We start from the raw sequence: 25,965 nt of genomic DNA, 5'->3' as shown, positions 1-25,965 counted from the left end.
TTACGCATTTGACCAGCCTTCAACATTGTTACTGTTAGCGCAGGGCAATTTGAAGGCCTTTTTTTGAAGAGTAAGGTTAGGTCATTTACATCCCCCTCCCTTAATTAAATAACCATTCCCTGATTTAGAAACCGATGCATTTACAATAAGCCCCATTTTATTAAGAAACCTGTCAACTGTTTCGCCTTTTTTTAACCGGCCAAAAAATGTGCAATTTTTCACCTCTCCTTCTACCGTTATATTTACGTTAAAATTTCGGGTCAGTTCTTCAGCAATCTCGTTAACACGCATATTATCAAACTTATATTCACCCTCCCGGCGGGCAACTACATCATTTGCATCGCTAAACTTGCTCTTGGTTAAAGTGCCGGCTGTTTTATTGTAAACCACCTGCTCATGAGGTAATAAAATCACTTCAGATTTTTGACCTTTAAACGATACCTTTCCTTCAACCAAAGCAACCTCCACAGTTAATTGCTTAGGAAATGCTTTTACATTGAAAGATGTACCCAACACCTTAGTGGTTGTATTTAAGGTATGTATAATAAAAGGATGGGCTTTGTCTTTGGCTATATCAAAATAAGCTTCGCCTAAAAAGTTTACCTCGCGCAGCTTGCCTTTAAAAGCAACCGGGTAAGTTATTTTGCTACCGGCACTTAGCCAAACTGTTGAGCCATCATTAAGGTGAATAATTTTGCGTTGCCCAAAGCCGGTTACAATTGTTGTTTTTTCGGCCTCATTAAACTGGCGGTTTGAATACTCCAGCCTTATACCCAGAAAAACTCCAATAATAAGCACAGCTGCAACGGCGGCATATTTGTAAAAGGCACGTACTTTCTTATCGGCAGGTTTATTAGCCGTAATTTGTTTTTGCAGCTTTAACAGCATTTTTTGCTTTGCATGCTGCTCCTCTTCCAATGTTATGTAAGGCAAAACATGACTTTCATCATTCACAGATCTATACCAGTCATGCAAAGCCCTAATTTCTTCGGCAGTTGCTGTATTATTAAGATACTTTTGGATTAATATATCTAAGTATTTTTCCTCCATTAACTGTTATTTTACAATGAAGTACTACAAAGAGTAAAATACCCTATATACAGAAAGAAAAATAAGTGTTTTTTTTTACAAAACGCAGAAAAAAGCGATCAAAAAATTATTTTTTCGACTGCTACGCACATCAAAACTCCAATTTCTTTTAAATTTAAGCGTATTAATTTCAGGGCTTTGGTAATATGGGCTTCAACAGCTTTTTCACCAATATTCATTTTTAATGAGATCTCTGAATTTTTAAGCCCATCCCTACGGCTGTAGATGTATACCTGTTTGCATTTATCGGGCAACTCCTCAACAATACCATCAATATACTCTTGAAGAAATTTGGCGTTGATCTGGTCTTCAAGCCTGTCGCACACACCGGGGGAGTAATGGTGTTGAATAAGTGCCTCGCGAAGCTTAACCTGGCGTATTTGCTTAAATATGGAAAACTTGACAGCGGTTGCTAAATAAGCATTAAGGGAATTGATCGCCAGTTCATTCTTCCTTTTCCATAAGCTTAAAAAAACCTCCTGCACAATTTCTTCTGCAGAAAATCTGTCTTTAGTATGATTGTAGGCTAAACCCATCAAAACTTTCCAGTACTTATCATATATAGCCGAAAACGCAATCTCGTCACCTTCTTTTAAAAGATGAACAAGTTCGGCATCGGTATATAAATTATACTCAGTCAATTCAATAGTTTAATTGCCTAAGTTATGAAATTATAAGAAAAGTATTAAAAAATTATGATGACAATTATCTTTAAGCTTCTATTTTAATAATGGAGTGGCGTTGACTTTAGTATTAACTGTTAACAGTTGTTTAAGCTCATTAAACACCGAATCAAAATCGGGGTATTTCAACCAATCGAAAGTACGATGAGTTGTTGTATCTAACGGCCCCCAGCGGTGTGGTTCACCATCCATACTAATGACTATACTTGGGGTTTTAAACGCCGCCGCCATGTGTGATACGCCAGTACAATTGGAGATCAACAAAGCCGATTTTTTGATAAGCACACCTACCGCCCCCATGCTGGTTTGCCCGGCTGTGTTAATGGGCTCATGGTTCATGTGCAAGATCACGTCGTCAATAATAGCAGCCTCTTCCTTGGTACCGGTTATTACCACTTTATAACCTTGCCCGGCACAATAATTGGCCAGTGCCGCAAAATATTGAACAGGCCATTGCCGCCATGCACCGCGCGAACCGGGGTGCACACAAACATAATGGCCAGGTTCGATACCCAGTTGCAGCGCGGCCAAAGCGCTTTCATCATCTTCGATAAGGGGGTACTCCAGTTCGGTGCCCTGTGATTTAATTCCTAAAAATTCCATTAAGGCAATATGCCTTTCTATTTCATGACCATGATCAGGATAAGGCATAAATAAACCATTATCGGGCGCATAATGCCCTTCAATGGTATAGCCTGCGGTATAGTGTGCCCCAAAAAGTTCAACCATGGGGTTAACCACCGAGCCATTGCCTTGCATTTGTATTGCTAAATCGAACTTTCGGCTTTGTACATCCACTAAAAAGGCGGGAAAATCGGCCGGGTTGAAAACCTGCTCGGGTAATGCCGGGTAGCCTGGGAAATGAATAAAATCGTCAAAATATTGATTAAACCGCTCGGTAAACGATTTGCTCCAAGGCAAGCCAACAAGCGTTATTTTGGCTTGCGGGTTGGCGTTGCGCAAAGCACGTATGGCAGGAATAATGCATAGCATATCTCCTAACTGCAAGGCCCTGAAAATGGCAATGCTTTTTATCTCTTCGGTAGGTAATTTCATAGTTATATAAATAATACGCGGTATTTAACAGCACCGTACCACTGCCAATAAACCGACAAGAACGGGATAAAAAGGGACGTCACTACCATTTCGGCAACGTGCTTTGGCGATAGATCACTTTCGTTTAACCGCTTATAAATAAACAACACCGTAAAGCTCAACCATGCAACACCACCAGTAATTGTGAGATTTTGTTCTTGAAAAATCATTCCTGATAGCATCAACACAAAAGCAACTACAATGGCATAATACAGGTAAGGCGATACAGGCCTGATCCTTTTCCTGAATAGTTTTGGGTGCTTTTTGTAAAGCAGGGCATCATACATGGTTTTCTTTTGCTCCTTTATACTCACCCCCCACAGGGCACTTCGCACCGGATGAACAACTATCGCATTTCCCACTCTTTTAATCGGAATGCCTTTACTTAGTAACCTGAAGTGCAGATCACTATCCTCACGCCAGGCCATACTGAATTCTTCATCAAACCCTCCTGTTTTTTCGAGGACTGTTTTTGCGCAGGCACAGTTTGCGGTAATAAATTCGGCCGTTTGCAGGTTTGCGGTATTAAGTTCGTAGTCGGTTGGCCGTTCGCTATTAAAAGGCACAACTACTTTACCTGTTAGCGCAATTTCTTGTCCCGGCGCACAATTGTTCACCATGTTTTGTAACCATGTTTTTTGCGGGAGGCAATCATCATCGGTAAATGCAATTACATAGCCTTTGGCACTTTGCCAGCCTAAATTACGGGCGGCAGCAGGGCCTTTTTTTACCGGCAAGGCAATGTATCTTACTTTGGGCTTATCGTAGCCTGCAAATTGCTCTACTTCTTTTTTTGTCTCATCGTCAGGGCCATCGCTCACTACAATAATTTCGTAAGATTCCCTATCAAATTGCTGTTGCAACAATGCTTCGAGGCACTTGTGCAGTAATTGCGGACGACAATAAGTAGGTATTACAACCGATGCTATTATGCTCATTTCTCTATCACAAAAGAGCCAATAACCAAAGCATCAAAAGGCGAAGTCCAAAAACACTCGATAGCATCCCTTGGCGTACAAACAATGGGTTTACCCAAGGTATTGAACGAAGTATTTACCAATACCGGCACCCCTGTTTTGCGCTGAAAAGCCTTTAACAGGTCATAATAGTTTTTATGCTGATGCTCATTAATGGTTTGTATGCGCGCAGTGCCATCGGTATGCGTAACCGCCGGTATTTTATCAACCTTGTCGGCTTTTACATCGTATACAAAAAGCATAAACGGCGAGTATTGTGCGCCTTCAAACCAATTGGCTGCTTCTTCTTCCAACACCACAGGCGCCACCGGGCGAAAATCTTCACGATCTTTCACCTCATTCAGCCTTGCCTGCATTTCGGCAGTTATGGGCGATGCCAATATAGAACGGCTTCCCAATGCCCTTGGACCAAATTCCATGCGACCCTGGTACCAGCCAATAATTTTATTTTGCGCCAATATATCGGCGGTTTCTTCAGCAATGTTATTGAGTTTTCGATAAGGCACCTTCCACAGTTTCATCGATTTTTCGATTTCCTCATCGGTATATTCTGGTCCCCAGTAGCAATGCGTCATTTCAAAATTACGTTCATCTGTATTACGCGCTTTGGCATCAACCCAAAGGGCAGCACCTAATGCCGTACCGTCATCGCCCGAGGCGGGTTGTACCCAAATATTCTTGAATGCTCCCCGATCACGTAAACGGGCATTAGCTACACAGTTTAGCGCTACGCCACCGGCAAGGCAAAGGTTTTCTTCACCTGTTTCTTGTTGCAGCCAGCCGGTAAGCTCCAGCATGCTTTCTTCTAAAACCAATTGCAGCGAGTGGGCAATATTGAAATGATGCGAAGTAAAATCTTCGTGGCGTAAACGCTGAGGGCCGAAGCGTTCTTCGAGGCGCTGGTTGTTGATGGTGTATTGACCATTATTCCCTAAATGCACTATCTCGCGGAAATCTTTAACAAAATCGGGCTTGCCATATGATGCCAATGCCATTACCTTGTATTCATCTGATGAATGCAGGAAACCGAGGTAAGTGGTTACATCTTCGTAAAGTAAACCCAATGAGTGCGGCATGTTTACCTGCCCTATCCTATCCAGTTGATTGCCGCTGCCTATGTTGTAGGTTGTAGTTGCCTGTTCTCCCCTGCCGTCAACCGTCATTACTGCTGCGTTTTTATACGGCGAACAATTAAACGCACTGGCAGCATGCGATACGTGGTGCTCTACAAAATGCCACTTTTCGCGCGGTATGTTACAGCCTACAAAACGCTTTTGCAGGTGATGAGGGTACCCATCGCGCAACTGACCGGGAGCATTAATTATGGACGACAAAAACAGCGGGTCCCATACATTTTTAAAATCATCTCCTAAATGTGATCGACCTTCTTCAAAGGGAATTTCGATAGTTGATTTACCACGATATTTTTCGCCAATAAGTAGGTATGGGTCGAATGAGTATGCAATGTGGTCAACATCATTGATGTGAATCCCTGCTATCTTTAAGCAGTAATCAATGGCATGAAATGGTAGTTCCCAGGTTGAGAATGGCACCGGCCTTTTGCCATGTTTAAAGTGGGTAAATCGCTCCTCTTCGGTTGCGGCAAGCAAAACGCCGTCTTTAATAATACACGCTGCCGAGTCGTGAAATACAGCGTTGATGCCTAATACGTACATTATAGTAAAGTGTAACTTTTATAATTTTCGGTTTGTTACACCATACTACAAACGCCCATACGCGTTGTTTACTTTTAAGTAAATTTTTTAATTATTAAATCTAACAGGTAAATAATCTAATTAAAATTACCAATTCAATAAATACTGCAGGTTACATTTTGCCATAATTATAATTCATTATGAAATAATTTAATTAAAAATACTATTTTAAAACTATAAGTAAATAAAGCGGTTCTATTGTTGTCTTTATGGCGAAGCAAACAACACTAAAGAGCTTTCTTACTTATGAAAATTTTCACCTGGCACATACACGGTAGCTACCTGTTCTATCTGTCGCAAGGCAATTACACTATTTACATCCCAACGAAGCCCCAAAAAACCGAAGGTTATTATGGCCGGGGCGAAACATTTCCGTTTGGCGATAATGTAATTGAGATACCGGCCGAGGAAGTGAAAAACCATAAGTTTGATTGCATACTGTATCAAACCAATCAAAATTATCTTAAAGATCAATTTGAAATCCTATCTGAAGAGCAACGCCAACTGCCCAAGGTGTACATTGAGCATGATCCGCCACGCCAGCATCCAACAGATACCCAACATATATTAGATACGCCCGATGTAACACTGGTACACGTTACGCACTTTAACCGCTTGATGTGGGATAGCAACAGCACACCTACCCGGGTTATTGAACATGGTGTAACCACTTCGCCTGTTACATACAAAGGCAATATTGCTAAAGGTATTGTGGTAATTAATAACCTGCCATCCCGCGGCCGCTTGCTGGGCTTAGATGTATTTTTAGAAGTACGCGAGCAGGTACCGCTTGATCTTGTGGGTATGGGAACAGGTGAATTAGGTTTAGGGGAAGTGTTGCACCCGCAGTTGCCCGAGTTTCAGAGCCATTACCGTTTTTTCTTTAATCCTATACGCTACACAAGCTTAGGCCTTGCAATTTGTGAGGCCATGATGATGGGAATACCTGTAGTGGGTTTGGCTACAACCGAATTGTCGGCCGTGATTGATAACGGCTACTCTGGCTTTATCCATACCGATATCAACTACCTTATTGATAAAATGAACCTTTTAATTGCCGATGCTGAACTTGCCCGAGAGATTGGAAACAACGGACGAGAAGTAGCCTTAAAGCGCTTCAACATCCAACGTTTTGCAGCCGACTGGGAACAATTATTTGCCGAAGTAACTGCCCGTAAAAGCTCAACGGTTTTACAGGCCTAAACATCGTGATTATGAAATTTCAGCAAAAAAGAATTGCTTTTATAAGTGAGCACGCCTCCCCTTTGGCCAATATTGGCGGAGTTGATACAGGTGGCCAAAATGTTTATGTAGCTCAACTGGCTAAACACCTTGCCCACATTGGGTACCTTGTTGATGTTTTTACACGCCGCGAAAGCACCGAAATTGAGGAAGTGGTTAACTGGTCGCCGGGTGTAAGGATTATACACGTTAACGCCGGTCCGGCAGAAGTAATTATTAAGGAAGAAATTCTGCAATACATGGACGAGTTTAAAAACAACATGATCAATTTCATGATTAACCGTCAACTGCATTACTCGCTGGTACATGCCAACTTCTTTATGTCGGCATGGGTAGCTATGGGTATTAAAAAGGAATTGGACATACCATTTGTGGTCACCTTCCATGCATTAGGCCATGTACGCCGTATTCATCAGGCCGAAAAAGATAAATTCCCCGAAGAACGCCTTACTATTGAAGAAGAAGCCGTGCAGCAGGCCAACCATATTATTGCCGAATGCCCACAGGATATGGATGACCTCATTAATTATTACAACGCTCCAAAAAATAAAATCACCATCATTCCCTGTGGTTTCAGCGCTACCGAATTTTACCCTATTGATAAAGAGTGTGCACGTAAAATTGCCGGGTTGCCACAAAGCGAACATTTGATTTTACAATTAGGCCGCATGGTGCCCCGCAAGGGGGTAGATAATGTGATACAGGCATTAGCCAAAGTAAAGCCTACCGGCAAACCCATTAAACTGGTTATAGTTGGCGGCGAGTGCGAAGAACTGGAAGAAGAAACCTGTCCTGAATATGCCAGGCTGATAGATATTGTGCGTCAACACCACGTGGAGAACCAGGTAATTTTTACCGGCCGCAAAAACCGCGATCAGCTTAAATACTATTATGCTGCGGCCGATGTGTTTATTACCACACCATGGTACGAACCATTTGGCATAACTCCATTAGAGGCCATGGCTTGCGGTACGCCCGTAATAGGATCGAATGTTGGTGGCATAAAATATAGCGTGGCCGATGGCGAAACAGGCGTTTTAGTTCCCGCTCATGACCCGGATGCTTTGGGCGAAAAAATTACATGGTTGCTTAATAATGAAGAAGTACGTAACGAATTTAGCCACAACGCCATTGAACGCGTAAATACACACTTTACATGGGCTGAGGTAGCTCACCATGTAAATCAGTTGTACCGCTGCACGCAGCCGGTGGCTAAAGAGAGTATTGCTTTGCTATCAAACAGTAAAATACAAGCTGCCTAAAATCCTCTTTCAAACGATGGCAAAAGCAGTTTTTTTAGATAAAGACGGTACGCTGATACCCGATATACCTTACAATGTTGACCCGGCGCTTATCACCATCCAACCCGATGCCATTGAAGGTTTGCAGCGCTTACAGCAAGATGGCTATAAGCTTATCATTATATCGAACCAGGCAGGTGTTGCGCGCGGCCTGTTCAGTGAAAGCATGCTGCCTGCTGTAGAAAGCTGTTTAAGAGAACTACTTAAAGTTTATGAAATTAGCTTGAGCGGTTTTTACTATTGCCCTCACCATCCTGAAGGTAAGGTTGAGAACTACGCTATTGATTGTGATTGCCGCAAACCTAAGCCGGGCATGTTATTAAAAGCAGCCAACAAACATCATATAGATTTAAAAGAATCGTGGATGATAGGTGACATATTAAACGATGTGGAAGCGGGTAACCGGGCTGGGTGTAAAACCATCCTGATTAATAACGGCAACGAAACCGAGTGGCTTACAGGCCCTATGCGTGCCCCTACTTACATATGCAGCAGCATAAACCAGGCAGCAAAAGATATTTTACATATGCAACTGGCATGACGGGCTGGCAAAACTGCAAAAACATATTGTGCATAAGGCCCGATAACATGGGCGATCTTATCATGAGCGCTCCGGCCATTCGTGCCTTAAAAGAAACCTTTGGCGCTAAAATAACCGTGCTTACATCAAGCATGGCAAAGGGCATTATAAAACATATGCCCGAAATTGACGATGCTATTATTTACGACCTACCTTGGGTTAAAACCGCTGAAGCGCCTGATCCGTCAAAATTCAACGAGATCATAGGCCAATTGAGGGAACAAAACTTTGATGCAGCGGTAGTATTTACAGTTTTTAGTCAAAACCCTTTACCAACAGCCATGCTGGCCTACCTGAGCGGTATTCCGCGCATATTGGCCTATTGCCGCGAAAACCCATATCATTTAATAACAGATTGGGTGCCCGATAAAGAACCGTACGAACTCATTAAGCACCAGGTGCGCCGTGATTTGGACTTAGTTGCATCGGTAGGTGCATACACTGATCATGAGGACTTATTGCTTTCTGTAGATCATGAATTGCAGCCTGTAATAGCACAAAAACTTACCGACAAAGGATTTGATATTAATTACCCCTGGTTAATACTGCATGCAGGGGTAAGCGAAGAAAAACGCCAATACCCAGCAGATCGGTGGGTTGCACTGGGCCAAGAGCTTGTTAAAAAAGGCTACCAGGTTTTACTAACAGGATCGGCATCTGAAAAACCGCTAACTGATGAGCTTCAAAATAAAATTGGAACAGGCTCACTATCTGCCGGTGGTATGTTTTCCCTATCTGAATTTATAACGCTTATTAGTATAGCACCCATGCTGGTATCGGTAAACACCGGCACCATTCACATTGCTGCGGCAGTTAAAACGCCCACTGTTATATTATATGCGCAAACCAATCCGCAGCATACGCCGTGGAACTCCCCCAATCAAATACTTGAATTCAGCGTACCGGAAAATTTACGTAGTAAAAACGAGATAATACGCCATTTGGGTAGCAGCATTTATAAAGATTTCAAAGCCATTCCTTCTGTTACCGAAATATTAAAAGCAATAGATACGCTCAAAGTTAAGGCTTATTCACTTTAGCTTGGGCTTGTACCACTTTTTAAATATATTCCTACACACTCAAGCTTAAGTATCTCGGCTTGCGTAACTCACCAAGTACCTTTCGGTATCTATATCGCCTTTGCTCTTTTAAACCTAATATCAGTTGATGCCTACAATTCATGGCAACTAATCATTATTAATTTAAAACAGTTCGCTCTTTGCCATACAACATGAAGTATAAAAAATAATTGTGCAAAATTATATTGTGCAAAACATTTATGAATATAACGCGTTTTTATATCATGGAAGATTTACTGAAACTCGAAAATCAAATCTGTTTCCCGGCATATGCGTTTTCCAGAAATTTAACGAATTTATACAGGCCACTGCTGGCTCAATTAAACATCACCTATCCTCAATACCTGGTATTGATGGTTTTGTGGGAACATAAAGAGCAGACCGTAAATCAATTAGGCGAAAAATTGCACCTCGATACCGGAACTCTTACCCCCCTTTTGAAAAGATTAGAACAAAAGGGATTAGTAAACAGAACGCGAGGTAAACAGGATGAGCGTATCGTGATCATCACATTAACAACATCAGGAGCCCAACTGAAAGAGCAAGCGAAGCATATTCCACTGGAATTGGTTAAATGCACCAACATGTCTATTGATGAACTCCTGCAGCTAAAATCCCTGTTAAACAAAGTATTACATAAATAAATGCATACCTCTAAAATACGAAGCGTTGCCCGCATTGTGCTGGGTGCTTTCCTGGCCTTTGCCGGTGTAAGCCATCTTACCTTCAACCGGTCTGAGTTTTTGGCACAAGTGCCTAAATGGCTTCCTGTACACCCGGATCTAACGGTTGTATTATCAGGTATAGTAGAAATCAGTTTAGGTTTGGCGCTCATTTTTATAGTGAAAAACAGAAAATGGGTTGGCATTATTACCGCCGTTTTCTTTGTATTGATCTTCCCGGGTAATATTTCTCAGTACATTAATAAAGTAGATGCCTTTGGCCTTAATACCGATAAGGCCAGACTGATACGATTGTTTTTTCAACCTGTACTTATCCTATGGGCGCTATGGAGTACCAATGCACTCAAAAAGAAAAACCAATAATTATATCATTAAAAAAATCCACCAATGAAAATTTTATTTGTAGTTACCTCACACGATGAATTAGGCAATACCGGCCATAAAACAGGTTTTTGGGTTGAAGAATTTGCTGCCCCATATTATACTTTCACCGATGCTGGTTACGAGGTTGTGGTAGCCACCCCTAAAGGCGGACAGGCACCTATTGACCCTAACAGCGAAGCACCATCGGCACAAACCGATGCCACCTAAACGCTATTACAGCGATGCTAAGGCACAGGAGGTAATTGCCAATACGCATAAGCTTGCGGAAATGAACGCATCAGACTTTGATGCCATATTTTACCCAGGTGGCCATGGCCCGCTGTGGGACTTGGCTAACGACACCAAATCGGCACAACTAATACTGGATTTTTACAACAGTGGCAAATTAGTAGGCGCAGTTTGCCATGCACCCGGTGCATTTAAAAACGTAAAGTTTGAAAACGGCGAGCCATTTGTAAAAGGCAAAAACGTAACCGGCTTTTCAAATACCGAAGAAGCAGCCGTGAAACTAACCGACGTGGTGCCCTTTTTAGTAGAAACTGAAATGCAAAAATTAGGTGCAAACTATAGCAAGGTAGAAGACTGGGGCGTACACGTGGTTGAAGATGGCTTATTTATCACGGGGCAAAACCCGGCATCGTCTGAAAGTGTTGCCGAAAAAATGATAGCCCGTTTAAAATAATTATTCACTATAAGAGTTAAAAATGAAAGTGTTATACACCGCGGATGCAACCGCGACCGGAGGCCGTAATGGCCATGTAAAAAGCAGTAACGGCGTTTTAGACCTTGAGGTTAGAATGCCCAAAGCGCTTGGAGGTGCCAATGATGACTATACTAACCCCGAGCAATTGTTTGCGGCAGGTTATGCTGCCTGTTTTGACAGCGCCCTGAGTTTGGTTATAAAACAGGAAAAGATTTCGACCGGGGGAACCACCGTAACCGCCAAAGTAAGTATTGGGCAAAATGATGCGGGTGGTTTTGGCCTGGCTGTAGAGCTTGATGTAAATATTAAAGAAATTGAACTGGACAAAGCCAACGAACTGGTAGCCAAGGCGCACCAGGTTTGCCCCTACTCCAACGCTACCCGTGGTAATGTTGAAGTGAAATTAGCCGTTACCAATAATTAAAAACTTTACAGCGGGGCTTAATAAACAGCATTTAGTCCCGCTGTTTATAAAACATCATCAAATGTCATTAATAGAAGATTTAAAGTGGAGATATGCCACAAAGAGATACGATCCTACTAAAAAAGTAAGCCAGGAAGATATTGATAAAATTGTAGAAGCCGCACGTTTGGCACCTACATCTTCGGGGCTGCAGCAGTTTCGTGTACTGGTAGTTTCAAGCCAGCAGATCAAGGAGAAACTTGCACCAAGTTCGCTTAACTCGGATGCCATGTTAGACTGTTCGCACGTGCTGGTATTTGCCGCATGGGACAGGTATACCGCCGAGCGGATAGATACCATTTATGATCGAATAACCGATGAAAGAGGCTTGCCCCGCGGAAGGTTTAGCAGCTATACCGATAAGATCAAGAATATTTATTTGAATGAAACTCCCGAGGAAAACTTTGCACACACCGCAAGGCAATCATACATTGCCTTTGCAATGGCCCTTGCACAAGCGGCTGAGCTTAAGATAGACAGCACTCCGGCAGAAGGTTTTAACAATGCCCTGGTTGATGAATTACTTGATCTTAAATCTTTAGGCTTAAAAAGCGTAACGTTGTTATATTTAGGATACCGCGATGAAACAGATTGGCTGGCACCGATGAAAAAAGTGCGCAACCCAATCGAAGAATTTGTGATAGAGTACAAGTAATTGTTTTTTAACCGCAAAATTTAGTTTAGGCAACACATAAAAAGTTTAAAACTAAAAAGAGTTGTTATACATAGCAACTCTTTTTAGTTTAAACACTTTTAAAGCCTTAAAACTAATCATTAAATTGTTGCTGCCGGTTTGCTTCCATAATAAGTTCTGCCACGTTTTTAACACCAAATTTCTGTATCAGGTTCTTCCGGTGTGTATCAACGGTGAGTGGGCTTAAAAACAATTCATGGGCTATCATTTGGCTGGTTTTGCCTGCTGCTATAAGCCCGAGTATTTCTTTTTCCCGGCGTGTAAGCCTTGGTAACCCTTGCAGCTCATTTTTAGATGGCCGGCTAATAATTTCCATCACCTCCTTGCTGTAACAAACATTGCCTTTTATAGCCTCGGCTATACAATGCCGCAACTCATCTACAGAACTATTTTTGAGCAGGTAACCACTTGCACCGTTTTGTATGGCCTGCATAATAATACTACGTTCGGTATGATTACTTAATATGAGTATACTTGTAGTTAAGGCTATTTGCTTAATCCTTTGGCATAATTCAATACCGCTTATGTCTGGCAGGGTAATATCCAGTAATACAAGGTCGAGCGTGCTATTTTCAAGGTAAGATAACAGTTCCTCACCTCTGCAAAAGCCACCAATGATCTTCAGGTTGGTTTCATTAGCAAGTAAGGTTTTTAACCCCTCAATTACAATAGGATGGTCATCAACAATTGCAGTGCGTATTTCAAACATCGGCGTTGATACTAATTTCTATGTTAATGGATGTCCCCTCGTTAATGGCCGAACGTAATTCAAACTTCCCTTTCAGGTAGCTTATACGGTTCTTGAGGTTTTCCAAACCCATGCCCTTACGGGTTTTCAGGATAGCGGTATCAAAACCTATGCCGTCATCTTCAATGGTTATAAAGAACACCGAGTCGTTTTGTGAGCACTGTAAAAGGATGTTGGTTGCCTGTGCGTGCTTTATGGCATTAGAAAGCAGTTCCTGAACTATGCGGTAAATATTGAGCTGAACCGACAAGGGTATATCTTTACTAATATGAAAAGTTTGAAAATCAATGTGTAAACCATCGCGCATATAAAATTCGCTCAAATCTTTAAGTGCCACCTCCAGGCCAAATTTCAATAGCGTTTCGGGCAATAAGTTCCGGGCAATACGCCGCAATTCGGTTACCGATGAATCGAGCTGACTGATGATGCGGTACAGGTCTTTATCCTGCGCGTAATCGCTCTTGGTTTCGGTAAGCCCCGATAACCCAATTTTAACACCGGCCAGCATACCGCCTAACCCGTCATGCAAATCGCGCGCAACGCGTTCCCGCTCGTGCTCTTCTCCATCAAGCATGGCCTTAGTTATTTTAAGCTGTTGCTTTTGTTCAAGTTCATGCAACTGTTGCCGGTGATTTATCTCTTTTTGGGCTGCCAGTTTGCGTTGGTTACGCGCATTAAGCATCACCATACCCAAAACGGCCAGTAACAATAAACAACCGGTACCCAGCAACCAGTTAAAAAGGTGCTCATTTTTGGCTTGGAGTTTGGCTTGCTTATTCTGGGCTTGCAAATGGGATATTCTTTTCTGATTTTCAACCGAGCGGTATTTGGTTTCCAACTCGCTGATCTTAAATTCAGTTTGGGTTTTATGAATACTGTCTGTAAGTTGCTGGTACCGCGCCTGCCAAAGATAAGCTTCATGATAATCGCCAAGCAGGTTACTGTTTTTAGCTAATTCGCCATAGATCATAGCTTTATCATTTACAGTTGCCAGCAGCGTACCTTCTTTAACAATATTCAACAAAATTGCCTGTGCTTTAGCATAGTTTTTTTGCTGTACGTAAGCTTCATACTTGCGAAATGAAAATTGTTGATACAACTGCTTTTGATTGTACTTTTTGGCTAAAACTATTCCTTTATCTGCACTTGTAATACATTGAGGGTACATTTTTACCGTGGTATAGTACAAGGCCTCGTTGTAGTAATAAAGCGTATAATTAAGCGAAGCAGGAAATGGTGCTAACATGGCCTGTGCCTTTTGCAAAAACTCCTTTGCGACCGCAGTTTTTTGGTTGTAACAGTTGATGCTAACACCACTCAGGTAAGCGAAAAGAAGATTGGTTGACTTTGGATCTGTTTTTTCTAATAAGGCAATTGCTTTATCGTTATAACTATTGGCTTTTGCAAACTGATAGTTATTCATTAATATGGTTGATAGCTGGGTATAAAAATGGGCAAGCATGGTTTTATCACCGGCTTTTTGCGCATTGGGCAATACATGCTCCATTACTATGCGTGTAATAAACTCGTAGCCTTTATCGCGGTTCATTAATGCATAATTGTACCACGCGGCTGCCAGCCTGCCGTAGGCTACCGGTGTATGAAATGCCGCCAACGCTTTTTGTGCTTTTGCAAAGGCTGCTGCCGCTTTACCGGTGTTCCAGTTAAAATAGTATTGCCCCTCGTAAAAATGGGATAAGGCCTTGAGGTAGGCCGAGGTACCTGCCAGTTTTTCCCCTTTTAACAGGAAAACTTTGCTTTTAGTAGTGTCTTTAAACTTCCAATACTCCACCAGCATAAAACTGGCTATTGTTTTGGCACTATCTGGTTTGGATGACCGTAATATGGTTTCCAGGCTGTCTACGTGCCGCTTTTCATCAAGCGGAACCTGCTGCTGTGCGTGGGCAATTATGGTAGAAATTAGAAACAGGCAAATCAGGTACTTTTTCATCAGGTAACAACACTTTGAATATCCGGGGATGGTATCCCCAAAATATCAAATATCAACCTAAAAATCATAACCAAGTGCAATGTTGCTTAAAAAGCAATTAAAATACCTAAAAATCAGTAGTAAAAAACACACTAATCAAGGGATTTCATTTCAATATGGCTTACAATAGTTTTGCGGTCTATCTATCAATTAAATATTTTAACTATGAAAAAGCATCTTTCAAAAAAATTAGTCGCGGCTATTGCCTTGGTCGTCCTCATTGCAGGTTTAACCTCATGCGGTAAAAAAGACAGTGATGACAGTACCCCTGCATCCGGAGATCGTACCGCAAAATTTACTATTACGGTTACCGGTGCTACCGAGTCTGCTTATTTGTCGTTCGTAATGGTTGGTTTAACCAATAATCCTTCCGAATCTACGGTTTGGAAAGTAAACGGCGAGGTACAAAACAACCAAAGCGGCGTGAGCCTGGGTAAAAACAATTTTAGTGGCAGCACTAAAACCTATGTAATTGAATCAATTAAGCCACTAAGTAATATTAGTGCGGGTATACAATGCCTAAGCCCCGGAAATGAAACCTACAAAGTAAGTTACAAGGCTGAAATTAACGGTGTAGTGAAGGAAGATTTAAAAGACTTTACAGTTAGCAAAGCTACCGACCTTACCCGCGATTACACTTACTAAATAAGCACTGAACAAATTAAGCTATCATTCTCAGGTATATTATTTTATTAAAAATCAATTTAACTATGAAAAAGATCATGATTATTTGTGCAGCCCTGATGGTATTCGGGTCTACGCTTACCAAAGCCCAGGCTATTTTAGACAAGGTAGACAGAGCTACCGACAAAGCTGACCGTGCAGGCCGTACCGCCGACCGTACCAAGAGCACCGGCGATAAGATACTGGGTCTGTTTGGTAAAAAAAAGGATGGTACTTCAACTGAAAAGACAACGGTTAAGCTTACGGGTGTTGATTTTTCGACATTAAAAGCAATAAACGACAAGTTGCAAACGGCAAAAGGTATTGAAAGCACCAAGATGAAATACAGTGCATCGGGTTCTTCGATTGTTTTGCAGCATGTTGGTTCAACCACCGATATTTTAAAAACGCTGCAAAAGGCTGCGCCTGATGTTTTTGCCGAAAAGAATATTGACGGTATGGACGATGGGGAGATCTCCATCAAATTAAAATAACATAAATTCCTATCACATCTTAATCACAGCTGCCGGGTTGAAGCAATTCATCCCGGCAGTTAAATGTTTAACTACCTTATGAAAAAGCAGCTAACTTTTACGCGTACTGCCCTACTTGCAGTTATAGCGTTCATATTAATAAACTTTACATCATGTAGTAAAAATGGTGGCGGTGCTACCGACGACCAGGAAGTATACCTGACTTGCAAAATTAACGGCGTGCAGCGTGAATTCAACTACTTTGTAAATGCGAATGATAAGCCCGCTACCGATACTGTGCATTTTGTAGTTATTGGCGGGTGGGAAAAAGAGGATATGGTTACCGGATTTGGCATTAACATGCAGAGCACCGAAGGTGCCAAAGAAGCCACTTATACTGTGGACTCCGAAAGCGATTTGCTACTGGCCGGGAAATACTATATACAGAACATGAAAGACGGCAAAATTGTAGGCACCACTATTTACAATGGAGGTGATGTTGATGGCAGCAATTTTACCCTGAAAATAACAAGCCTGACCAAATGGGGTGTTAAAGGAACGTTTTCGGGAAAGCTGAGACGGCTTGACGGCAATGATTTTGTGACGGTAACAGACGGTAAGTTTTCTGCTCCATATAATTGATTAAACTTAACCATCAAACCATGAAAAAATACTTTTTAATTACCGGGTTGCTTAGTATACTGAGCAGCTTTTTCGCTCTAAAATCAGCTGCGCAAAACAGTGGTTTTAGTGAAGATTTTTCGGCATATGAAACAGGCGCGTCGCCACGCAGTATTAAAACAAATGCGGCTGCCATAGTTGCACACCCCACCGGGCACGAAGGAAAATGGCTGCTGATACGCGATAAGGCAACCTATAAGCTTAACAAAAACATTCCGCTCCCCGCTAAGTTCACTTTTGAATTTGACGTGCTCGCAGTTGCCGAACAAATAAAAGATATAGCGCCGGTTTGCTTTGGTTTTGTAAAAGATAATGCGGTAAGAGAGCACATTAGTAATGGTGGAGCATTTGTGCAACTGCACTACCCTGATGCCGATGCTGTTAATATTGGCAACTATGAACTTGACAACAAGGAAGCCAATACCACGTTCGACCTTTCGGCAACGGCTAACAGGCCGCTTCATGTTAAGCTGGTAGTAAATGGCAGGCAGATGGCCGTATACCTGGATGATAACAAACTGGCCGAAACGGTTATGTTTATGCCCAAAGCTGCTAAATATTTTTACTTCAGCGGGCCCTGGCAATTTGATAACAACGCCAAATTGTATATTGGTAATTTGAAATTAACAGCCGGAATGTAAGCATTTCGTGCCTTGATGGTTTTTTAGAATGAGCAGTAAAATGAACATTCTATCAATATCGTTCTTACCTGATCCCTGATAAAGTAACAGGGACCAGGTAACTTTATGCAAGAATTAGCTTTGTTCTATATCCTTTAAGCTATCCATCTTTTTGTAGGCCAAAAAGCCTTTAATATCCTCAAAGTGTTCGCGCACCCGCTTGTTACCAAATTCAAACACCTTGGTAACCAAGCCATCCAAAAAGTCACGGTCGTGAGATACCAAGATCAAGGTACCGTCAAAATCTCTGAGCGCATCCTTTATAATGTCTTTGGTTTTCATATCCAAATGGTTGGTGGGCTCATCCAGTATCAGCAAATTTACGGGCTCCAAAAGCAGCTTGATCATAGCCAGGCGCGTCTTCTCCCCTCCCGATAGTACTTTAACCTTTTTAGTGGTGTCATCGCCGCTAAACATAAACGCACCCAAAAGATCTTTAATTTTTATGGTGTTGTCACTTAATGGTATCTGGTCAATGGTATCAAAAACGGTTAAGCTTTCATCAAGCAAAGCTGCCTGGTTTTGCGCAAAGTATCCAATTTTGGCATTATGCCCAACCTTTAAGCTACCTTCAAAATCTATCTCATTCATAATAGCTTTGATCATGGTAGATTTACCTTCGCCGTTTTTACCAACAAAGGCCACCTTTTCTCCCCGTTCAATAACCATTGATGCATTTTTAAACACTACATGGTCGCCATAGGTCTTGGTCAGATCTTCTACCATGAGCGGGTACTGGCCCGAACGCGGTGAAGGCGGAAACTTTAACCGCAATGCCGAGGTATCCACCTCATCTATTTCGATCACTTCCAGCTTTTCTAACATTTTTACACGCGATTGCACCTGCAATGTTTTTGAGTAGGTGCCCCTGAAACGGTCAATAAATTCCTGGTTATCGGCAATAAAACGCTGCTGCTCTTCGTAAGCTTTGAGTTGATGTATGCGGCGGTCGGCACGTAACTGCAGGTAGTGGCTGTACTTAGCTTTGTAATCGTAAATGCGCCCCATAGTTACTTCTATGGTACGATTAGTGATATTATCTACAAAGGCACGGTCGTGCGAGATAACCATTACCGCCTTGGCCGAGTTAACCAAAAACTCTTCGAGCCATTGTATACTCTCAATATCCATGTGGTTGGTAGGCTCATCCAGCAAGATCAAATCAGGCTTTTTCAATAATATCTTGGCCAACTCAATACGCATGCGCCATCCGCCCGAAAATTCAGAAGTTTGCCTGTTAAAGTCGTTGCGCTCAAAACCCAATCCTTTGAGCACTTTCTCTACCTCAGCGTCATAATTGGTTTCTTCTACCGTGTAAACTTTTTCGCTCAGTTCTGATACCCTTTCGATCAGCTTCATGTACTCATCACTATCATAATCAGTACGAATATTAAGCTGCTCATTTACTTCATCCAACTCCTTTTGCATTTGATTGGCCTCCGCAAAAGCTTTCATGGTTTCCTCAAAAACGGTAACGTTGTCATGGGTAAGCAAATGCTGCGGCAAATAGGCAATAACCGCTTCTTTAGGTCCGGTTACATTACCGGTAGTTGGCTTGGCAGCACCCGCTATAATTTTAAGTATGGTAGATTTACCTGCACCATTTTTACCCATGAGGGCTATTTTATCATTTTCATTGATGGAAAAAGTTACATCGCTGAACAAGGTGGTTCCACCAAACGAAACGGAAATATTATTTACGTTGATCACAGTAATATTGATTTTGTGGCAAATATAACCATTGCATCGGCTTTAGTTGTTATGATGCCCAAGCTACGTTTTATGTTCTCCAAACATGCCCTGAAAAACCCGACATGATAAGTGCATATTACCGTTTAATTATACGATTAGATTGAAAGCATTATTGAGGATAAGGAAAACAGTTCAAAACTTGTAGCAGGTTATCCTTATAAAACGTTTATTTGTGAATAAGCCTGTTATGAAAATATTTAAACCCTTCTGTTTATATACCCTGCTACTTTTTTGTTTTGTACACTATGCATTTGCCGCATATGATGTAACAATTACTGGTCTCAAAACTGAGTATACCGCAACTCCACTCGGAATTGATGTTAAAAAACCACGTTTTAGCTGGCAGATGATTTCAAACACCCCCGGTGCAGCGCAAAAAGCTTACATGGTAATAGTAACCGATGAAACCGGCAAAACAACATGGAATTCGGGTAGGGTTACTGATGATAAATCATTAAATATCCTTTACGACGGAAAACCTTTAGCAGTACGTACCCGCTACCAATGGGTGGTTAAGGTTTGGGATTTGAAAAGTAAGGTACATACTGCCGCCTCATGGTTCGAGACGGGATTAATGGATGATAAGCAGACTGCCTGGAGCGGCGCGAAGTGGATTGGCGGCGGCGATGATGATATGTTATTGTATGCACAATATTTGCCTGTTTTTAAACTGAATTTTACAATTCAACTCAACTCCGAAACCCAAAGTACCCGTGGGGGGCTACTTTACGGCGCCAACGACCAGCGCCTGCTCGATAAAAACAAAAACTATTATGGCATACAAAGCAGCAAAGACAGCTCCAGCATTTTTGTAGAGCTTGATATAGCGCCATTAAATACCGGTGCAGCAGCATTGTTAAATATATACCGGTCGGGTTACAAACCGGGCGATCAAGCTAATAAACCAATAAAAACCCTGCCATTGCCGCTTGCGCTTATTAATAAAGATAACAGGTACAATAAGCACACCATTTACCTATCATCGGTAATGGGGAATACAGAATTTTGGGTGGATGGCGAAGGTAAAGAAAACCATATAGGCCGTTTAGGGCTCAACCCAATAGGCCAGGGAGGCGATTTTATCGCATTCCCGGTACTGGCCAATATTGGTTTTAAAGTTCCCGAACATCAATCTGCTTCATTCTCCAACTTAGTCGTCAGTAATTTCAGGGGGCCGTCCAATGTATTGCATACCTCTTATAAACAGCCTTTACTACTTACCGGAACCAATAAGCCCACAATGCTAATATATGACCCGAGCCGAAATTCAATGCCCATGATGAGGAGCTCCTTCGATACGAAAGGCAGTAACATTCGTAAAGCCCGCCTTTATGTAACGGCGCGCGGCATATATGATGTTTACATGAACGGTAAGCGTGTAAACGATGATTACTTTAACCCGGGACTAACCCAATATACCCGCACGCAGTTATATCAAACCTTTGATGTTACCAAAAACATGGTTGCCGGTAAAAACGCCATTGGCGCCATACTTGGCGAGGGTTGGTGGAGCGGCGGAAGTACCTACAGCGGCGACAACTGGAATTTTTTTGGCGACCGGCAATCGCTTCTTGCCAAACTTGTTGTCTCTTATGAGGATGGCAAGGAAGAAGTGATCGTTTCTTTGCCTGAAACATGGCGCTACAATAATAACGGCCCTGTAATTTACGGAAGTTTTTTTCAGGGTGAAGTGTATGATGCACGCAAAGAAACTGCTGTACAGGGTTGGTCAACATCGGCATACGATGATTCGCGCTGGAAAAAAGCGACTGAGGTAAAGCTCGAAGGCAATATTAATACAGACCTTAGCCCACCTGATTCAAACACGCCATCGGTAGCTAAATACAGCCACCTTTCAATAACCGGCCAGTTTGGCGAAACGGTTAAGAAAGTTAAGGAACTAACGGCACGAAGTGTAGAGCAAGTTAGACCGGGTGTGTTTGTTTACGACCTTGGCCAGAATATTGCCGGTGTGCCCCGGATCGAACTTAATGGTTTGCAACCCGGAACGCAAATTACGCTCAGGTTTGCAGAAGTTAAATACCCCAACTTACCTGCTTACAAAGGCAACACGGGTATGATCATGCTCGAAAACATCAGAGCGGCAATGGCTCAGGAAATTTACATAGCCCGTGGCGGGCACGAATTTATTACACCGCGCTTTACTTATCACGGTTTAAGGTACATTGAGGTTACAGGTATACAAAAGGCCTTGCCCATTGCTGCTGTGAGGGGAGTTGTATTAAGTTCGGTTCATCAGTTCAGTTCAGGTTACGAATGTTCCGATCCGTTGGTTAACCGTTTATGGGAGAACATCAACTGGTCTACCCTGGCCAATTTCATGTCCATCCCTACAGATTGTCCGCAACGTAATGAGCGACTGGGCTGGAGCGGCGATATATCGGTGTTTTCTAAAACGGCAACTTACCTGGCTAATATACCGCAGTTTTTAAGGCGGCATATGCTGGCCATGCGTGATGTACAAAGAGATGATGGCCGTTTTTCGGATGTGGCGCCGCTTGGCGGGGGCTTTGGAGATATTTTATGGGGAAGCGCGGGCATAACAGTAGCCTGGGAAAGCTATCAGCAATACGAAGATGTTGATATGCTGAAGGAGCACTATGAGGCCATGAGCAAATATATCACATTTATGACTGCGCAAATTGATGCGCAAACTAATGTTATGGATGATAAGAACCGCACCCGCTGGGCAAGCCTGGGCGACTGGCTAAGCCCCGAGTACGATAAAACCGAGAAGAGTTTATTATGGGAAGCGTACTATATTTATGATTTGCAACGCATAGCAGAAATTGCCGCGTTGCTGGGCAAAACCAACGATTATAAACGCTATAAACAACTGGCTTTGGAGCGGATGTCCTTCTTCAATAACACCTACATTGATAAAGCAACCGGGAAAACTGCATTTAGAAATAAACCTGTAGACACACAAACCTCATATGCCGTACCACTTGCGTTCGGAATTGTTAACGAAGACCTGAAAACAAAAGTTGCCGCCAATTTTGTTGAAACAGTAAGCCGGGCAAACACGAACGATAAAGGACAGTTGTACCCGCCTTATTCTTTAATGACAGGTTTTATAGGCACCGCATGGGTTTCATCTGCTTTATCACAAACAGGCAATACATCAACTGCATACAGGCAATTATTGCAAACCACCTATCCATCATGGTTGTACCCTGTAAAGCAAGGCGCAACAACCATTTGGGAACGTTTGAACTCCTACACCCATACTGATGGCTTTGGTGGTAACAACAACATGAATTCATTTAATCATTACTCATTTGGTGCCGTAGGCGCATGGTTGCTTGAACATTCATCAGGCATTCAAAGAGATGCATTATCGCCAGGGTTCAAGCATTTTATTTTAGCGCCGGAACCTGATGTTGAAGGAAAAATGAAACACGCCAAAGGGTATTATGATTCTATGTACGGGCGGATCGAATCTTCATGGATTTTAAAAACGGGTGGGGTAGTTTATAACATCAACGTGCCGGCTAACACCAGCGCTACCGTAATACTTAAAGGAACTTCCATATTTAAACTGGTTAAACAAAAAAATGGACAAACTTTGAAAGTTAAGATAAGCGAAAAGAAAAACGCGGACGGTAATTATAGATTTGAAGTTGCACCGGGTAAATATCAATTTGAAGTAATTCAAAAATAATCCCCTCACTATTGCAAGGTTTTTAAAACCAGTAGTTTTTGGCTTATTTAATGGAACGATGATTGTACATACTGTATAAAAACATCTACTATGGCAACAAAAAAAGAAAAAGACCCATGCTGGTCTGGTTACAAAAAGGAAGGTACCAAGAAAAAGAATGGTAAAACTGTTCCCAACTGTGTAAAAGAATCGAAGAAAGATTAATGATAAAAGCTGTAACCTACACGTTACAGCTTTTTTAGTATTATAACTTATTCAGCTTGAAATAGCCGAGGTGAATTTCATCATCGGGCTGTTGTGAACGGGGAGTAATTTGGATGTGGTACATGGTTTTGTCCTGTTGCGTTAGTACATCTTCAATGCGGTATACATCATCTACATCAATGCCATATTTTTCATCAATATGAGCATTTGCCCCTTTTACTTTTGCAATGGTACTTTTTTTAAAGAAAGGTGTAAGTTTAGAGGCTGCAAGGGCGCCCGACTTATCTTCTTTAACCGTAAGTAAATTGTAATGCTGCTCTTCGAGCTTGCCGTGCTGGTACCCGCCAAGGTTGATAAAGAAAAGCCTTAACAAAGACGATTGGCCCTTGTTGGGCATTACGTTTATTGCATACCCGTCAACCACATTTACTTCCCGCCAGCCATCGATATGCAAACTATTGCCTGCCTCGGGCCAAAAAGCCTGCATTTGCGTAACCAGGTCGCGCAAATTGTATGCTATGCCGAAAAAATAGTCATGCTGTTCAACTGTACGCTGCGGAGCTTTGGAGCCCAGCAACACCATGAATAGTTTGAGCGGTGCAGGTAATGTTTGATTTTCCATAATAGGTAACGAAAAGAAGCTTACTAAGCTACAACCGCAGTGTTAAACAAACGTTCGGCTATTTTTACGGAGGCTGCCTCGCAAAAATCCAACCCTGAGTAGTCGGGGTTATAACCACCAATAAATGGTACAGCCATCACATAAATACGTTCATTAAGGGCATTAAATTCATCAACCACCTGAAAATGGTCATTAATTGCCAATCCGGATACGGTAAGATAATAGTCGCCGTTTTCAAACTTAACCACATTATTATTGCCTTCACGTTTCAACTCTTTCCCTACCCCGTTATCCTTAAAACGTAAGCGGGCACGGCTGGTGGTGTTATTTTGGGCAAGGCTTTCATAAGGCAGGTCATCATAATTTAAATGGGGTTGGCCTATGCAATCTACAAATAATGGATATTGCCTCTCTATAACTTCACCCTGTTCATTTTTGTACCGGTAAAGTACACCGCCTTCATCTAACGGAATTACTTCGCTCTCTTTACCCACCGCTACCATGGTTAGCCTGTCGGCCTGATGTAATGCCAGCAAGGTTTCGGCCGAGCTTTGGGGCACAAAGGCAATAACTACCGAAATAAGCGGCATCAATGTTTTTTGCAATCTCAGCATGTCCTCGGCCGAAAAATATTTAGCCGGGTAATTCATAGCAAAACTCAGGATAGCCAACATTTCTTTCCAGTAAACCGACTCTCTGCGTTTAATAGACTGCTCGGCTTCTGCATATTCCAGTTTAAGCAATTCAAACGGGTCCATATTTTCGCGCATTCCCATTACCTGGTCAACAAAGCCTTCCATATCCAGGTCTTTTATTTTCTCATAAAATTCCGGGTCGTTGGCACGTATACCTGCTTTAAAATTTTGCTCAAAAACGTAATCTAAACTCAAAAAGCCATCGTTAGCATCGCGGTTAGCCTGAACCTCTTCGGGGCTTAGTACGGTATCTTTACCCAGGTGTGTATCTTGTAAATGAAACCTAACTGCAGGCAGCAAACCCTCTCGCGAGTGCATCACAATTCTAAAATGCTCACTTTGAGGGTTAGCGGTAAATTTTAAAATTCCGTCTTCCCCTTTACTAAACTCCCCGTTATGGCGGGCCAGCGTGCGTACCGCATCAATGGCTGTTAACGATGAACCGCGAACAGCTACCGGGTGATTGGCATGAAGGGCAATTTTTTGAGGCGGGTAAGGCGAATCAAAATAGCCCGGCACCTTACCCTCATGTTTTTTAGGCCAAAGATGCCCGCTGCAAATAATTACACGGTCGTAACAGGCAGATGTTCCATCTTCTTTAAATATCTCTACCTGTACATCGTTGGCACGGTCGGCAATATCAGCAACCGGGCTGTTGTACAAAACCTGTGTTACAAAGCCTTTTTGTTTACCCAAATCTAAAAGCAGCTTAAACTGGTGTGCCAGGTACTGCCCAAATAACAGGCGGGGAAGCACTTTATAATCATTAAAGCTTGCCGGATCGATACGGTACTTGTTAAGCGTATCCGGAGACACATTCTGTATCCACTGTTCTACGGATGTCACCAGTTCAGGAATTTCGTTACCCGATACATTGGTAATGTGCTCATCGGCAGCGCCCGCATGGCTGTAAGGCATACCACACCCCAGGCAGTTGCCTTTTTCGTAAATAGTAATATGAAGCCCTGTATTACCGCAATTAATTAATTGCTTATACATGAACAGCCCGCTGGGGCCGCCTCCTACAATAGCGATTTGGGTTGGTTGACTGGTTACTTTCAAAATAATGCCGTTTAATTTTAAG

The 25,965-nt window shown here is 42.3% G+C and carries 25 protein-coding genes; 15 read left to right on the top strand and 10 right to left on the bottom strand.

Annotation, left to right across the window (positions count from 1 at the left end; genetic code table 11):
* Window positions 1–81: 81 nt before the first annotated feature.
* From QE417_RS21740 to QE417_RS21720, 5 genes are all read right to left on the bottom strand, one after another.
* Window positions 82–1,050: a FecR family protein gene (locus tag QE417_RS21740; protein ID WP_311953706.1), complete on the bottom strand. Its 969-nt coding sequence runs from the start codon at window positions 1,048–1,050 to the stop codon at window positions 82–84.
* 98 nt (window positions 1,051–1,148) lie between these two features.
* On the bottom strand, window positions 1,149–1,730 hold the full coding sequence (locus tag QE417_RS21735; RefSeq protein ID WP_311953703.1) for a sigma-70 family RNA polymerase sigma factor: 582 nt from the start codon (window positions 1,728–1,730) through the stop codon (window positions 1,149–1,151).
* A gap of 78 nt (window positions 1,731–1,808) precedes the next feature.
* On the bottom strand, window positions 1,809–2,828 hold the full coding sequence (locus tag QE417_RS21730; RefSeq protein ID WP_311953701.1) for a glycosyltransferase family 9 protein: 1,020 nt from the start codon (window positions 2,826–2,828) through the stop codon (window positions 1,809–1,811).
* A 2-nt stretch (window positions 2,829–2,830) separates the two neighbouring features.
* Window positions 2,831–3,805 carry a glycosyltransferase family 2 protein gene (locus QE417_RS21725; RefSeq protein WP_311953697.1) on the bottom strand — a complete coding sequence of 325 codons (975 nt, stop codon included), beginning with the start codon at window positions 3,803–3,805 and terminating at the stop codon, window positions 2,831–2,833.
* A complete protein-coding gene (locus QE417_RS21720) occupies window positions 3,802–5,520 on the bottom strand; it encodes a carbamoyltransferase family protein (protein WP_311953695.1) in 1,719 nt (572 codons plus the stop codon). Before QE417_RS21720 ends, QE417_RS21725 begins: the two co-directional genes overlap by 4 nt.
* A gap of 285 nt (window positions 5,521–5,805) precedes the next feature.
* Between QE417_RS21720 and QE417_RS21715 the strand changes: the two genes are divergently transcribed.
* The 10 genes from QE417_RS21715 (at window position 5,806) to QE417_RS21670 (ending at window position 12,649) form a co-directional block, all read left to right on the top strand.
* Window positions 5,806–6,762 carry a glycosyltransferase family 4 protein gene (locus QE417_RS21715; protein ID WP_311953694.1) on the top strand — a complete coding sequence of 319 codons (957 nt, stop codon included), beginning with the start codon at window positions 5,806–5,808 and terminating at the stop codon, window positions 6,760–6,762.
* An 11-nt stretch (window positions 6,763–6,773) separates the two neighbouring features.
* Entirely contained in the window at window positions 6,774–8,063 is a 1,290-nt protein-coding gene (locus QE417_RS21710) for a glycosyltransferase family 4 protein (protein ID WP_311953692.1), read from the top strand.
* Window positions 8,064–8,079: 16 nt separating this feature from the next.
* Window positions 8,080–8,643: a D-glycero-alpha-D-manno-heptose-1,7-bisphosphate 7-phosphatase gene (locus QE417_RS21705; protein WP_311953689.1), complete on the top strand. Its 564-nt coding sequence runs from the start codon at window positions 8,080–8,082 to the stop codon at window positions 8,641–8,643.
* Window positions 8,644–8,690: 47 nt separating this feature from the next.
* Window positions 8,691–9,722 carry a glycosyltransferase family 9 protein gene (locus QE417_RS21700; RefSeq protein ID WP_311953688.1) on the top strand — a complete coding sequence of 344 codons (1,032 nt, stop codon included), beginning with the start codon at window positions 8,691–8,693 and terminating at the stop codon, window positions 9,720–9,722.
* Between the two features lie 263 nt (window positions 9,723–9,985).
* The gene (locus QE417_RS21695; RefSeq protein WP_311953687.1) at window positions 9,986–10,405 is read left to right on the top strand and encodes a MarR family winged helix-turn-helix transcriptional regulator; all 420 of its coding nucleotides are present in this window, start codon (window positions 9,986–9,988) and stop codon (window positions 10,403–10,405) included.
* Window positions 10,406–10,807 (top strand): DoxX family protein, encoded by a 402-nt coding sequence (locus tag QE417_RS21690; protein ID WP_311953684.1) that lies wholly within the window; start codon window positions 10,406–10,408, stop codon window positions 10,805–10,807.
* A gap of 24 nt (window positions 10,808–10,831) precedes the next feature.
* Window positions 10,832–11,035: a hypothetical protein gene (locus QE417_RS21685; RefSeq protein ID WP_311953682.1), complete on the top strand. Its 204-nt coding sequence runs from the start codon at window positions 10,832–10,834 to the stop codon at window positions 11,033–11,035.
* Window positions 11,025–11,510, top strand: coding sequence for a type 1 glutamine amidotransferase domain-containing protein (locus QE417_RS21680; protein ID WP_311953679.1), 486 nt, complete (start codon window positions 11,025–11,027; stop codon window positions 11,508–11,510). Before QE417_RS21685 ends, QE417_RS21680 begins: the two co-directional genes overlap by 11 nt.
* 22 nt (window positions 11,511–11,532) lie before the next feature.
* Window positions 11,533–11,955, top strand: a complete 423-nt coding sequence (locus QE417_RS21675; protein ID WP_311953675.1) for an organic hydroperoxide resistance protein — start codon at window positions 11,533–11,535, stop codon at window positions 11,953–11,955.
* A gap of 61 nt (window positions 11,956–12,016) precedes the next feature.
* The gene (locus tag QE417_RS21670) at window positions 12,017–12,649 is read left to right on the top strand and encodes a nitroreductase family protein (protein ID WP_311953674.1); all 633 of its coding nucleotides are present in this window, start codon (window positions 12,017–12,019) and stop codon (window positions 12,647–12,649) included.
* Window positions 12,650–12,761: 112 nt separating this feature from the next.
* Here the strand turns inward: QE417_RS21670 and QE417_RS21665 are convergent, their stop codons facing one another.
* Together QE417_RS21665 and QE417_RS21660 are read right to left on the bottom strand one after the other, a co-directional pair.
* A complete protein-coding gene (locus QE417_RS21665) occupies window positions 12,762–13,397 on the bottom strand; it encodes a response regulator transcription factor (protein ID WP_311953671.1) in 636 nt (211 codons plus the stop codon).
* The gene (locus QE417_RS21660; protein ID WP_311953669.1) at window positions 13,390–15,387 is read right to left on the bottom strand and encodes a sensor histidine kinase; all 1,998 of its coding nucleotides are present in this window, start codon (window positions 15,385–15,387) and stop codon (window positions 13,390–13,392) included. The genes QE417_RS21665 and QE417_RS21660 overlap by 8 nt, the downstream gene beginning before the upstream one ends.
* 204 nt (window positions 15,388–15,591) lie before the next feature.
* On the opposite strand from QE417_RS21660, the gene QE417_RS21655 reads away from it, so the two are divergent.
* The 4 genes from QE417_RS21655 (at window position 15,592) to QE417_RS21640 (ending at window position 17,884) form a co-directional block, all read left to right on the top strand.
* On the top strand, window positions 15,592–16,071 hold the full coding sequence (locus tag QE417_RS21655) for a hypothetical protein (RefSeq protein ID WP_311953666.1): 480 nt from the start codon (window positions 15,592–15,594) through the stop codon (window positions 16,069–16,071).
* Between the two features lie 65 nt (window positions 16,072–16,136).
* Window positions 16,137–16,583, top strand: a complete 447-nt coding sequence (locus QE417_RS21650; protein WP_311953665.1) for a hypothetical protein — start codon at window positions 16,137–16,139, stop codon at window positions 16,581–16,583.
* A gap of 78 nt (window positions 16,584–16,661) precedes the next feature.
* The gene (locus tag QE417_RS21645) at window positions 16,662–17,204 is read left to right on the top strand and encodes a hypothetical protein (RefSeq protein ID WP_311953664.1); all 543 of its coding nucleotides are present in this window, start codon (window positions 16,662–16,664) and stop codon (window positions 17,202–17,204) included.
* A 20-nt stretch (window positions 17,205–17,224) separates the two neighbouring features.
* On the top strand, window positions 17,225–17,884 hold the full coding sequence (locus QE417_RS21640) for a hypothetical protein (RefSeq protein ID WP_311953662.1): 660 nt from the start codon (window positions 17,225–17,227) through the stop codon (window positions 17,882–17,884).
* 114 nt (window positions 17,885–17,998) lie between these two features.
* On the opposite strand, the gene QE417_RS21635 is transcribed toward QE417_RS21640, so the two are convergent.
* The gene (locus QE417_RS21635) at window positions 17,999–19,633 is read right to left on the bottom strand and encodes an ABC-F family ATP-binding cassette domain-containing protein (RefSeq protein WP_311953660.1); all 1,635 of its coding nucleotides are present in this window, start codon (window positions 19,631–19,633) and stop codon (window positions 17,999–18,001) included.
* 229 nt (window positions 19,634–19,862) lie between these two features.
* Here QE417_RS21635 and QE417_RS21630 point away from each other — a divergent pair, with 229 nt between their 5' ends.
* A complete protein-coding gene (locus QE417_RS21630; protein ID WP_311953657.1) occupies window positions 19,863–23,360 on the top strand; it encodes an alpha-L-rhamnosidase in 3,498 nt (1,165 codons plus the stop codon).
* Between the two features lie 244 nt (window positions 23,361–23,604).
* Here QE417_RS21630 and QE417_RS21625 read toward each other — a convergent pair whose 3' ends face one another.
* Together QE417_RS21625 and QE417_RS21620 are read right to left on the bottom strand one after the other, a co-directional pair.
* Window positions 23,605–24,186 carry a DUF1543 domain-containing protein gene (locus tag QE417_RS21625; protein ID WP_311953654.1) on the bottom strand — a complete coding sequence of 194 codons (582 nt, stop codon included), beginning with the start codon at window positions 24,184–24,186 and terminating at the stop codon, window positions 23,605–23,607.
* A 23-nt stretch (window positions 24,187–24,209) separates the two neighbouring features.
* On the bottom strand, window positions 24,210–25,943 hold the full coding sequence (locus tag QE417_RS21620) for an FAD/NAD(P)-binding protein (protein WP_311953651.1): 1,734 nt from the start codon (window positions 25,941–25,943) through the stop codon (window positions 24,210–24,212).
* Window positions 25,944–25,965 lie beyond the last annotated feature (22 nt).

It is taken from the genome of Mucilaginibacter terrae (genome assembly GCF_031951985.1).
In the GTDB taxonomy this organism is placed as follows: domain Bacteria; phylum Bacteroidota; class Bacteroidia; order Sphingobacteriales; family Sphingobacteriaceae; genus Mucilaginibacter; species Mucilaginibacter terrae_A.
The sequence above is the reverse complement of the archived record's forward strand: the minus strand, read 5'-3'. Positions and strand labels throughout refer to the sequence as shown.

Bases quoted from the DNA above. Each gene is read 5' to 3' on its own strand.
- QE417_RS21630 (WP_311953657.1), top strand. From the start codon at position 19,863: ATGAAAATATTTAAACCCTTCTGTTTATATACCCTGCTACTTTTTTGT.
- QE417_RS21625 (WP_311953654.1), bottom strand. From the start codon at position 24,186: ATGGAAAATCAAACATTACCTGCACCGCTCAAACTATTCATGGTGTTG.
- QE417_RS21710 (WP_311953692.1), top strand. From the start codon at position 6,774: ATGAAATTTCAGCAAAAAAGAATTGCTTTTATAAGTGAGCACGCCTCC.
- QE417_RS21690 (WP_311953684.1), top strand. From the start codon at position 10,406: ATGCATACCTCTAAAATACGAAGCGTTGCCCGCATTGTGCTGGGTGCT.
- QE417_RS21695 (WP_311953687.1), top strand. From the start codon at position 9,986: ATGGAAGATTTACTGAAACTCGAAAATCAAATCTGTTTCCCGGCATAT.
- QE417_RS21730 (WP_311953701.1), bottom strand. From the start codon at position 2,828: ATGAAATTACCTACCGAAGAGATAAAAAGCATTGCCATTTTCAGGGCC.
- QE417_RS21680 (WP_311953679.1), top strand. From the start codon at position 11,025: ATGCCACCTAAACGCTATTACAGCGATGCTAAGGCACAGGAGGTAATT.
- QE417_RS21640 (WP_311953662.1), top strand. From the start codon at position 17,225: ATGAAAAAATACTTTTTAATTACCGGGTTGCTTAGTATACTGAGCAGC.
- QE417_RS21720 (WP_311953695.1), bottom strand. From the start codon at position 5,520: ATGTACGTATTAGGCATCAACGCTGTATTTCACGACTCGGCAGCGTGT.
- QE417_RS21705 (WP_311953689.1), top strand. From the start codon at position 8,080: ATGGCAAAAGCAGTTTTTTTAGATAAAGACGGTACGCTGATACCCGAT.
- QE417_RS21685 (WP_311953682.1), top strand. From the start codon at position 10,832: ATGAAAATTTTATTTGTAGTTACCTCACACGATGAATTAGGCAATACC.
- QE417_RS21660 (WP_311953669.1), bottom strand. From the start codon at position 15,387: ATGAAAAAGTACCTGATTTGCCTGTTTCTAATTTCTACCATAATTGCC.
- QE417_RS21655 (WP_311953666.1), top strand. From the start codon at position 15,592: ATGAAAAAGCATCTTTCAAAAAAATTAGTCGCGGCTATTGCCTTGGTC.
- QE417_RS21650 (WP_311953665.1), top strand. From the start codon at position 16,137: ATGAAAAAGATCATGATTATTTGTGCAGCCCTGATGGTATTCGGGTCT.
- QE417_RS21645 (WP_311953664.1), top strand. From the start codon at position 16,662: ATGAAAAAGCAGCTAACTTTTACGCGTACTGCCCTACTTGCAGTTATA.
- QE417_RS21740 (WP_311953706.1), bottom strand. From the start codon at position 1,050: ATGGAGGAAAAATACTTAGATATATTAATCCAAAAGTATCTTAATAAT.
- QE417_RS21670 (WP_311953674.1), top strand. From the start codon at position 12,017: ATGTCATTAATAGAAGATTTAAAGTGGAGATATGCCACAAAGAGATAC.
- QE417_RS21665 (WP_311953671.1), bottom strand. From the start codon at position 13,397: ATGTTTGAAATACGCACTGCAATTGTTGATGACCATCCTATTGTAATT.
- QE417_RS21725 (WP_311953697.1), bottom strand. From the start codon at position 3,805: ATGAGCATAATAGCATCGGTTGTAATACCTACTTATTGTCGTCCGCAA.
- QE417_RS21700 (WP_311953688.1), top strand. From the start codon at position 8,691: ATGGGCGATCTTATCATGAGCGCTCCGGCCATTCGTGCCTTAAAAGAA.
- QE417_RS21675 (WP_311953675.1), top strand. From the start codon at position 11,533: ATGAAAGTGTTATACACCGCGGATGCAACCGCGACCGGAGGCCGTAAT.
- QE417_RS21715 (WP_311953694.1), top strand. From the start codon at position 5,806: ATGAAAATTTTCACCTGGCACATACACGGTAGCTACCTGTTCTATCTG.